Source organism: Halorubrum rutilum (genome assembly GCF_042665015.1).
Lineage (GTDB): Archaea > Halobacteriota > Halobacteria > Halobacteriales > Haloferacaceae > Halorubrum > Halorubrum rutilum.
The window spans coordinates 85,642-94,299 of the sequence record NZ_JBHTBL010000010.1; the positions used below are offsets into that span (position 1 = coordinate 85,642).

Annotated in this window: 9 protein-coding genes; 5 read left to right on the top strand and 4 right to left on the bottom strand. The window is 69.2% G+C overall.

The window, feature by feature from the left end:
- Positions 1 to 13: 13 nt before the first annotated feature.
- Positions 14 to 298, bottom strand: coding sequence for a DUF5789 family protein (locus ACFQMF_RS11355; protein ID WP_092564146.1), 285 nt, complete (start codon positions 296 to 298; stop codon positions 14 to 16).
- 143 nt (positions 299 to 441) lie between these two features.
- On the opposite strand from ACFQMF_RS11355, the gene ACFQMF_RS11360 reads away from it, so the two are divergent.
- The 3 genes from ACFQMF_RS11360 (at position 442) to hemB (ending at position 2,672) form a co-directional block, all read left to right on the top strand.
- The gene (locus ACFQMF_RS11360) at positions 442 to 1,278 is read left to right on the top strand and encodes a PHP domain-containing protein (RefSeq protein ID WP_256410121.1); all 837 of its coding nucleotides are present in this window, start codon (positions 442 to 444) and stop codon (positions 1,276 to 1,278) included.
- Positions 1,279 to 1,303: 25 nt separating this feature from the next.
- Positions 1,304 to 1,468: a DUF6757 family protein gene (locus ACFQMF_RS11365; protein ID WP_256410120.1), complete on the top strand. Its 165-nt coding sequence runs from the start codon at positions 1,304 to 1,306 to the stop codon at positions 1,466 to 1,468.
- A 223-nt stretch (positions 1,469 to 1,691) separates the two neighbouring features.
- Positions 1,692 to 2,672: a porphobilinogen synthase gene (gene hemB / locus ACFQMF_RS11370; RefSeq protein WP_256410119.1), complete on the top strand. Its 981-nt coding sequence runs from the start codon at positions 1,692 to 1,694 to the stop codon at positions 2,670 to 2,672.
- 475 nt (positions 2,673 to 3,147) lie between these two features.
- Here hemB and ACFQMF_RS11375 read toward each other — a convergent pair whose 3' ends face one another.
- Positions 3,148 to 3,390 (bottom strand): ferredoxin, encoded by a 243-nt coding sequence (locus tag ACFQMF_RS11375; RefSeq protein ID WP_256410118.1) that lies wholly within the window; start codon positions 3,388 to 3,390, stop codon positions 3,148 to 3,150.
- A gap of 435 nt (positions 3,391 to 3,825) precedes the next feature.
- On the opposite strand from ACFQMF_RS11375, the gene ACFQMF_RS11380 reads away from it, so the two are divergent.
- Positions 3,826 to 4,080: a DUF7967 family protein gene (locus tag ACFQMF_RS11380; protein WP_256410117.1), complete on the top strand. Its 255-nt coding sequence runs from the start codon at positions 3,826 to 3,828 to the stop codon at positions 4,078 to 4,080.
- A 130-nt stretch (positions 4,081 to 4,210) separates the two neighbouring features.
- Positions 4,211 to 6,895 (top strand): valine--tRNA ligase, encoded by a 2,685-nt coding sequence (locus tag ACFQMF_RS11385; protein WP_256410116.1) that lies wholly within the window; start codon positions 4,211 to 4,213, stop codon positions 6,893 to 6,895.
- 23 nt (positions 6,896 to 6,918) lie between these two features.
- On the opposite strand, the gene ACFQMF_RS11390 is transcribed toward ACFQMF_RS11385, so the two are convergent.
- Both ACFQMF_RS11390 and ACFQMF_RS11395 read right to left on the bottom strand, forming a co-directional pair.
- Entirely contained in the window at positions 6,919 to 7,974 is a 1,056-nt protein-coding gene (locus ACFQMF_RS11390) for a quinone-dependent dihydroorotate dehydrogenase (protein ID WP_256410115.1), read from the bottom strand.
- 130 nt (positions 7,975 to 8,104) lie between these two features.
- The gene (locus tag ACFQMF_RS11395) at positions 8,105 to 8,308 is read right to left on the bottom strand and encodes a hypothetical protein (protein WP_092564125.1); all 204 of its coding nucleotides are present in this window, start codon (positions 8,306 to 8,308) and stop codon (positions 8,105 to 8,107) included.
- Positions 8,309 to 8,658: the final 350 nt, after the last annotated feature.

The window sequence follows — 8,658 nt, forward strand, 5'->3', positions numbered from 1 at the left end:
ATCGCGGCGCCGTTCAGAACGAGACCGGCGCGGGGCCGTCCTCGGCGTCGGTCGTCGGGTCGCGGTCCGAGTAGAACCGCCGACCGACTCCGCGGTGGCAGACGCCGGCGCGGAGCGTGGTGAACACGTCCTCCGCGTCGTCGAACGTCTGGTCTCCGAACCGCTCCAGCACGTCGCCGAGACGCTCGGAGCCCTCCGCGAGCTCTACGGTCGCGTTCCCGTGGGCCGCGATCAGTTCCTCCGAGGTCGTCGGATATTGGTGCCGTTCGAGTCGGTCGTCGACGCCGTTCAAGCGCATCAACAAGTCGCAATCGCCGACGGTTCTTAATGATTGTCCATGCACAACCTTAGTTCGAGGTATCGGATTATATCTCCTTATATTGGCCCGCGTTCACACGGGACTATCGCGGTCGATTAGTACCGGGTCGCCGAACGGGACGCATGGTCACGGACCGGATCGTCGCCGACCTCCACGCGCACACCACCGTCTCCGACGGCACCATGACGGTCGCGGAGCTCGCGGCGACCGCCGCCGACGCGGGGCTCGACTGGGTCGCCGTCACCGACCACGACCGGGTCCATCCGGACCTCGGCGCCCCCGTCGTCGAGCGCGAGGGGGTCCGGGTCGTCCGGGGGATCGAGCTGCGCGTCGACGCCGGCTTCGGGCGGCTCGACCTCCTCGGCTACGCGGTCGAGCGCACCCCGGCGCTCGACGACGAGATCGAGCGCCTCCAGGCGGATCGCCAGCGCCGCGGCGCCGCGATGCTCGAGGCGGTGGAAGAGCGGCTCGGCGTCGACCTCGGCGTCGAGCCCCGTCCCGGGCTCGGCCGCCCGCACATCGCTCGCGCCATCGAGGAGTCGCCGGCCCCGTACGACTACGCCGACGCCTTCGACGAGCTGATCGGCGACGACGGGCCCTGCTACGTCGCCCGCGACGTGACCGCGCTGGACCGGGGAGTCGAGCTCCTCCGGGACGCGTGCGCGCTCGTCGGGCTCGCGCACCCGTTCCGGTACGACGACGTCGACGCCGCGCTCGACGTCGCCCGCGAGCTGGACGCGGTCGAGCGGTTCTACCCGTACGGCCGCCCGGTCGACGACGCCCGCGTCGAGCGGGTCGCCGCCGAGAGCGACCTCCTCCTGACCGGCGGGAGCGACGCCCACGAGCGGACCCTCGCCGAGGCGGGGCTGACCGCCGAGGCCTTCGAGCCCGTCCGCGACCGGCTGCCGGATCCGACTCCGAGGGAAGCCGAATCTTCCCCGATCGACGAACAGGATTAAGCCCGCTGCCGAGAGAGTACCGACCATGCGGTGTCACTACTGCGAGCGGGAGGCCACGTACGAGGCCGAGCAGAGCGGCGTGGTCGTCGGTCTCTGCGAGGCGCACTTCAAGCAGCGCGTCGAGGAGCTCGCCGAGTCGGACGAGCTCGCGTCGCTCCGCGACCGGATCGACGTCGAGTCGTCGGAGTAGGGGTTCGCCCTCGGCACCCGCGCCTCCTCCGTGTTCCTTCCCAGTTCCTGCGCCTCCTCCATGTTCCTTCCCAGTCCCTGCGCCTCCTCCGTGTTCCTTCCCAGTCCCTGCGCCTCCTCCGTGTTCCTTCCCAGTCCCCGCGCCTTCCTCGCGTCTCCTCTCGCTTCGGAATCGGTTCGCCGCGGACGGATCATAAAAGACCGCCCGGAGCCAACGCCCCGGTATGCACCCCACCGACCGGCCGCGGCGGCTCCGGACCGACGGCGTCCGCCCCCTCGTCAGCGAGACCTCGCTGTCGGCGTCGGACCTCGTCGCGCCCGTCTTCGTCGACGCGACGACCGACGAGCGCGTCCCGATCGAGACGATGCCGGGCCACGAGCGCGTCCCCGTGCACGAGGCCGTCGACCGCGTCGAGGAGGTCCGCGAGACCGGCGTCGAGGCGGTGATCCTCTTCGGGATCCCCGAGTCGAAGGACCCCGAGGGGTCGCGGGCGTACGCCGACGACGGCGTGATACAGCGCGCGATCCGCCGGATCTCCGCCGAGACCGACGCCTACGTGATCGGCGACGTCTGCCTCTGCGAGTATACCGACCACGGCCACTGCGGCGTGATCGAGGAGTCGGCGGAGACCGACCCGACGCTCACCGTCAAAAACGACGAGACGCTGGAGCTGCTCGCGGAGACCGCCATCTCGCAGGCCGACGCGGGCGCGGACATGGTCGCGCCCTCGGCGATGACGGACGGGCAGGTCCGGGCGATCCGCGAGGCGCTCGACGCGGCCGGCCACGAGGACGTGGCGCTGCTGAGCTACGCCGTCAAGTACGAGTCCGCCTTCTACGGCCCCTTCCGCGACGCGGCCGACGGCGCGCCCGCCTTCGGCGACCGCCGCCACTACCAGATGGACCCGGCCAACCGGCGCGAGGCGCTCCGCGAGGCCCGGATCGACGCCGAGGAGGGCGCGGACGTGCTGATGGTGAAGCCCGGCCTCCCCTACCTCGACGTCGTCGCCGACGTCCGGCGCGAGTTCGACCGCCCGGTGGCCGCGTACAACGTCTCCGGCGAGTACGCGATGCTGCACGCGGCCGCGGAGAAGGGATGGCTCGACCTCGAAGAGACCGCTCACGAGTCGCTGCTGTCGCTCAAGCGCGCGGGCGCGGACCTGATCGTCACGTACTTCGCTGAGGACCTGGCCGAGCGGTTATAAGTAGGAGCCGGTGGAGACCGACGCTCTCGCTACTCAGTCACCGTGGCGCGTGCCGACGAGTGCCCGAAGGGCACGAGTCGCACGCGCGAGGGAGTCGGCCACTCGGAGCGACGCGGAGAGTGGCCGACGAGGCTGGGGAGGCGTGAGGCGCGGTTGCCATGCGGTGCGGGACTCAAAGGGGCAGTCGCGAGGGCGAAGCACACCGACGTAAGCACCGCAGCGAGGGAGCGATAGCGACCGAGTGAGGAGCGCAACGAGGTGCGCGAGCCGTCGCGACTGGGGCTTTGGAGGGGTTTACCGTGGAGTAGCTGGACACGTACAACCGAGCGACTGGGGCTTTGGAGGGGTTTACCGTGGAGTAGCTGGACACGTACAACCGAGCGACTGGGGCTTTGGAGGAGTTCGCCGTCGATCCGGCGACATTAGTTTATAACTGGGCGGCTGGAATTTCAAAGGTCGTCATCACCAAGTCCCGTTAGACCACCTGCTCGCCGTCGTCGTCGTACACCTCGATAGCGTCGACCGGGCAGACCCGCGCCGCGAACTTCGCGTCGAACTCCTCGCCGTCGGGCACCTCCACGACGAACAGGTCCTCGTCCTCCTCGGTGCTTCCCGCCAAGTCGGCCTTCCCGTCGTTCAGGTTCTTCTCGAAGGCGTCCCACTCGGCGACGCACTGGAACATCCCCACGCAGGTGTCGCGGTCGAACTCGACGTACATGCCTCTCGGTTAGGTGAGACGGTACAAAGCCGTGGCGACGGGAGGCGTGTGAGGATCCAGTCGGCTCGGACCCGACGGTCGATCACCGATAACCGCCTCCAAAGCCCCAGCCGGGGGAAGTTCGGACGCTCGCTGCGCGCCTCGCTCAGTCGCTCCGCTCCTTCGCCGCGGTGCTTGGGTCGCCTCCGAACTTCCCCCGGCTGCCGCTTTGAGTCCCGCCCCCCACCGCGACCGCCCCGCACCTCACGCCTCCCCAGCCTCGTCGGTAGTCCTTCGCTTCGCTTCGGACCACCGACTCCCTCGCGCGTGCGACTCGTGCCCTTCGGGCACTCGTCGGCACGCACCACCGCAACCGCCCTCCGGAACTGACCTCTTCCCCCGATCTCCCACAGCCCGACCGTCCTTTTTAAGCGTCGCAGGCGCCCATCACCGCGTATGACCACGGTCTGGCTCGTCGATCGGCAGTTCGACTCGAAGGGGCTCGTGCGGCTCACCTACGCCACCGAGGACGGTGAGCGGATGCACACGAAGGAGCTGGCCGAACAGCGGCTCGTCACGGGCGACGGGATCACCGCCGGCCGCGAGGTCGACGAGAGCGCGCTCGGGGAGAGCCCGGCCGACGAGGTCGAGCGGTTCGCGTCCGAGGCGTCGCGGATGGCGGCCGAACACGACCCGGACGACACGGTCTGACCGGGCTCGGCGACCCCCGACCGCCCGCTTCCTTCCACCCGACCTCCTCGACCTCCCTCCGCCCGACCGCCCCGACCCCTCCCCCACAACCGAGTCCGTTAAGGGGGAACCGGCGGAACGTGAGCGTGAAATGCCCAGTGGTGAGTACGACCCCGACACCGTCGAGCCGCGGTGGCAGCGGCGATGGGTCGACGAGGAGACGTACGCCTACCCCGACGACGACCCGGTCGATCCGAACACCGTCTTCTCCATCGACACGCCCCCGCCGACGGTATCGGGGAGCCTCCACATGGGCCACCTGTACGGGTTCACCCTCCAGGACTTCGTCGCGCGCTTCGAGCGCATGAACGGCGGCGCGACGTTCTTCCCGTTCGGCTACGACGACAACGGGATCGCCTCCGAGCGGCTCACCGAAGACGAGCTCGACATCCGGCACCAAGACTTCGAGCGCCGCGAGTTCCAGGCGAAGTGCCGGGAGGTCTGCGCGCAGTACGAGGAGCAGTTCACCGAGAACGTCCAGTCGCTCGGCGTCTCCGTCGACTGGAACCAGACGTACCAGACGATCGAGCCGCGCGTCCAGCGCGTCTCCCAGCTGTCGTTCGTCGACCTCTACGAGCAGGGCCGCGAGTACCGCGAGAAGGCGCCCGCGATCTGGTGTCCCGAGTGCGAGACCGCCATCTCGCAGGTCGAGACGGAGGACGACGAGCAGGCCAGCCACTTCAACGACATCGCGTTCACGGTCGCGGACGGCGACGCGGAGGACGCCGACGGCGCCGCCGAGACCTTCACGATCTCGACGACGCGGCCCGAACTCCTCCCGGCCTGCGTCGCCGTCTTCGTCCACCCCGACGACGACGAGAACCAGGGTCTCGTCGGCGAGTCCGCCGAGGTCCCGCTGTTCGGTCACGAGGTTCCGATCATCGCCGACGAGCGCGTCGACAGGGAGACGGGCTCCGGGATCGTGATGTGCTGTACGTTCGGCGACAAAAACGACATCGAGTGGTACCAGGTCCACGACCTGGACCTCCGCGTCGCCATCGACGAGTCCGGGCACATGACCGACGTCGCCGAGGGGTACGAGGGGATGCACGCCGACGAGGCCGGCGAGGCCATCGTCGAGGACCTCGACGAGGCCGGCGCGCTGCTCGACCGCCGCGACATCTCCCACGCCGTCAACGTCCACGAGCGCTGCGGGACGAGCGTCGAGTTCCTCGTCACCGAGCAGTGGTACATCGAGATGCTCGACAAGGCGGACGAGTACCTCGAGGTCGGCCGGGAGATGGAGTGGTCGCCCGAGAAGATGTTCACCCGGTACGAGCACTGGGTCGAGGGGCTCCAGTGGGACTGGCTCATCTCCCGCCAGCGCTCCTCGGGCATCCCGTTCCCGGTGTGGTACTGCGAGGACTGCGGCGAGGAGGTCATCGCCGAGAAGGCCGACCTCCCCGTCGACCCCCTCTCCGACGACCCGCCGGTCGACGCGTGTCCCGCGTGCGGGCACGAGGAGTTCGAGCCCGAGGACGACGTGCTCGACACGTGGGCCACCTCCAGCCTCACCCCGCTCATCAACGCCGGCTGGGACTGGGACGCGGAGGCCGGGGAGTTCACGATGGAGCATCCGGAGCTGTACCGGTTCGACCTCCGGCCGCAGGGCCACGACATCATCAGCTTCTGGCTGTTCCACACGCTCGTCAAGTGCTACGAGCACACCGGCGAGGTCCCGTTCGAGGAGGCGATGATCAACGGGCACGTCCTCGACGAGAACCGGGAGAAGATGTCCAAGTCGGTGGGTAACGTCGTCGAGCCCGAGGAGGTGCTGGCGGAGTTCCCGGTCGACGCCACGCGCTACTGGGCGGCCGGCACCGCCGTCGGCGACGACTTCCCGTTCAAGGAGAAGGACCTCCGCGCGGGCGAGAAGCTGATCCGCAAGCTCTGGAACGCCTCGAAGCTCGTGGAGTCGCTGGCCCCGGAGCCGTACCCGGACGAGCCCGACGAGGGGGAGCTCCGCGAGCTCGACCGCTGGCTGCTCGCCGAGCTCGACGAGCGGGTCGAGCGGCTCACCGGGCTGTTCGAGGACCGCGCGTTCTCGAAGGCCCGCGACGAGCTCCGGAGCTTCTTCTGGAACACGTTCTGTGACGACTACCTCGAGATCGCCAAGCAGCGCGACGACGACGCCGCGGCGTACACGCTCCGGACGGCGCACCGCCGGTTCCTGAAGCTGTTCGCGCCCCTGCTCGCGCACGTGACGGAAGAGCTCTGGCACGACATGTACGCCGACGGCGCGACCGACCCCGACGCGGTCGACGCCGCGGTCTCCGACGGCGCGAGCGACTCGGTCCACCTCGCCGACTGGCCCGAGCCGCTCGGGCTGGAGGCGGACCGGGAGGCCGGCGCCGCCGCCACCGCGGTCGTCGGCGCGCTCCGGAAGCACAAGAGCGAGAACCAGCTCCCGCTGAACGCCGAGCTCGACGCCGTCGAGGTGTACGCCGACGTCCGCGGGTTCGAGGACGACATCACGGGCGTGATGCACGTCGCCGACCTCGCGGTCCACCCCGACGCCGACGCGCCGGTCGAGACGGTGGTCACCGGGATCGACCTCGACTACGCGACGATCGGCCCGAAGTACGGGGATCGGGTCGGCGACATCGAGGCCGCCATCGCGCGCGAGGAGTACGAGATCAACGGCGACGAGCTTCGCGCGGCCGGCGTCACGCTCGTCGGCGACGAGTTCTCGATCGAGGAGGAGCGGCGGTACCGGGGCGACGGCGAGCTGCTCGAAGCCGACGACGTCGTCGTCATCGTCCGCGACGAGGCGTAGGTCGGATCGGCTCCCCCTCTCTCCTACAGGTCCGCGCCGACCGCCTCGTCGACGGAGTCGAACCCGTCTCGGTCGAGCAGTTCGAGGACTCCCTCGTTGATGTCGCGCGCGAGGCCCGGCCCCTCGTAGACGAGCGCCGTGTACAGCTGGACGAGCGAGGCGCCGGCGCGTATCTTCTCGTAGGCCCCCGCCGCGTCCGAGACTCCCCCGACGCCGATTACCGGGACATCCGTGCGTTCCGCGACGAACCGGACCCGGTCGGTGGCGAGCGCTTCGATCGGCTTCCCAGAGAGGCCGCCGCGCTCGGCGCGGTTCGGGCTCTCCAGCGACTCCGGGCGGGCGGTCGTGGTGTTGGTCGCGATGACCCCGTCGAGCCCGAGGTCGTTGACGACGCCGAGCGCGTCCTCGACCGCGGGCTCCGGGAGGTCCGGCGAGAGCTTCACGAGGAGCGGGCTCGCGCCCGCGTCGTCGAGGCCCCCGAGTATCTCCTCTAACGCCTCGCGGTTCTGCAGCTCCCGGAGCCCGGGCGTGTTCGGGCTCGACACGTTGACGACGAAGTAGTCGCCCGCGTCCGCGACCCGCTCGTAGGTGTACAGGTAATCGTCCGCCGCGTCGGCGAGCGGCGTCGACTTCGACTTCCCGACGTTGATCCCGACCGGCACGTCGGGCAGCGGCTCCCGGTCGAGTCGCTCTCCGACGGCGTCCGCGCCCTCGTTGTTGAACCCCATCCGGTTGATCAGCGCCTCGTCCTCGCGGAGCCGGAACAGCCGCGGCCGCGGGTTCCCCGGCTGCCGCTCGGCCGTCACGCCCCCCACCTCGACGTGTCCGAACCCGAGCGACGCGAGCGCGCGCGGCACCTCCGCGTTCTTGTCGAAGCCGGCGGCCACGCCGACCGGGTTCGGGAACGTCTCCCCGAACGCCTCGACCCGCAGTCGCGGGTCGTCGACGACGTACCGCTCGCGCAGCGCGCCCGTGACCGCCGTCCCCTGTACGCCTCGCAACAGCCGGTGCGTCATCCCGTGTGCCGTCTCCGGCGGGAGGGCGAACAGCGCCGGCTTCAGCAGATCGTACGCGCTCATCGTCTCGGATTCGTCGCGAGTCGGCATCAATCCGCCGACCGAGGACGGCGTCGACGCGCGTCCGGTCGCCTCGCGGCGTCGCCGTCGCTCGCGGTGACGGTCCGGCGGACGACGGAAAACGAGACCCGATTCAGAAGTCGTGTTCGAGCTGTTCGGGGTTGGAGTCGGCCTTCTGGATGATTATCTTCCCGTCTCGGACCCGAACGAACACCTCGTCGCCGATCTCCATGCCGGCGACGGCGAGTTCGTCCTCGTGGAGATTCACGTGGACGTTGTGGTACTCCCCCTCGTCGTCCTTGGCGCCACTGGGGCTGAGCTTCTTTTTACGGACCATCGCGGTTGTACTGGTCGCACTTCGCTATAGCAGACACATAAGTGTTGTTTACCCGCCCACCCGCGACCCGCCCACGGTCGGTCTCGCGGCGGTTCCGCTCCGTCGCCCTCCGCCCCGTCTCACTTCCGATTCAGTCCGCCCGCGCACGACGCGCCGGTCGGCCGTTCCGACCCGTATCTGACCCCGCTTCCCCGAACCACTTCCCGTTGACCGGACGAAACCGCTAGCCCGAGCGGAGTCAGTATATAAATGTTTTGCCGGGCAGCTTTCATTTCCCCGATATATTTATTACACACTATGTGCTGGGTTCGCATGGAGCATAAACCATGGTACGTGAAGACGGTAAGCGA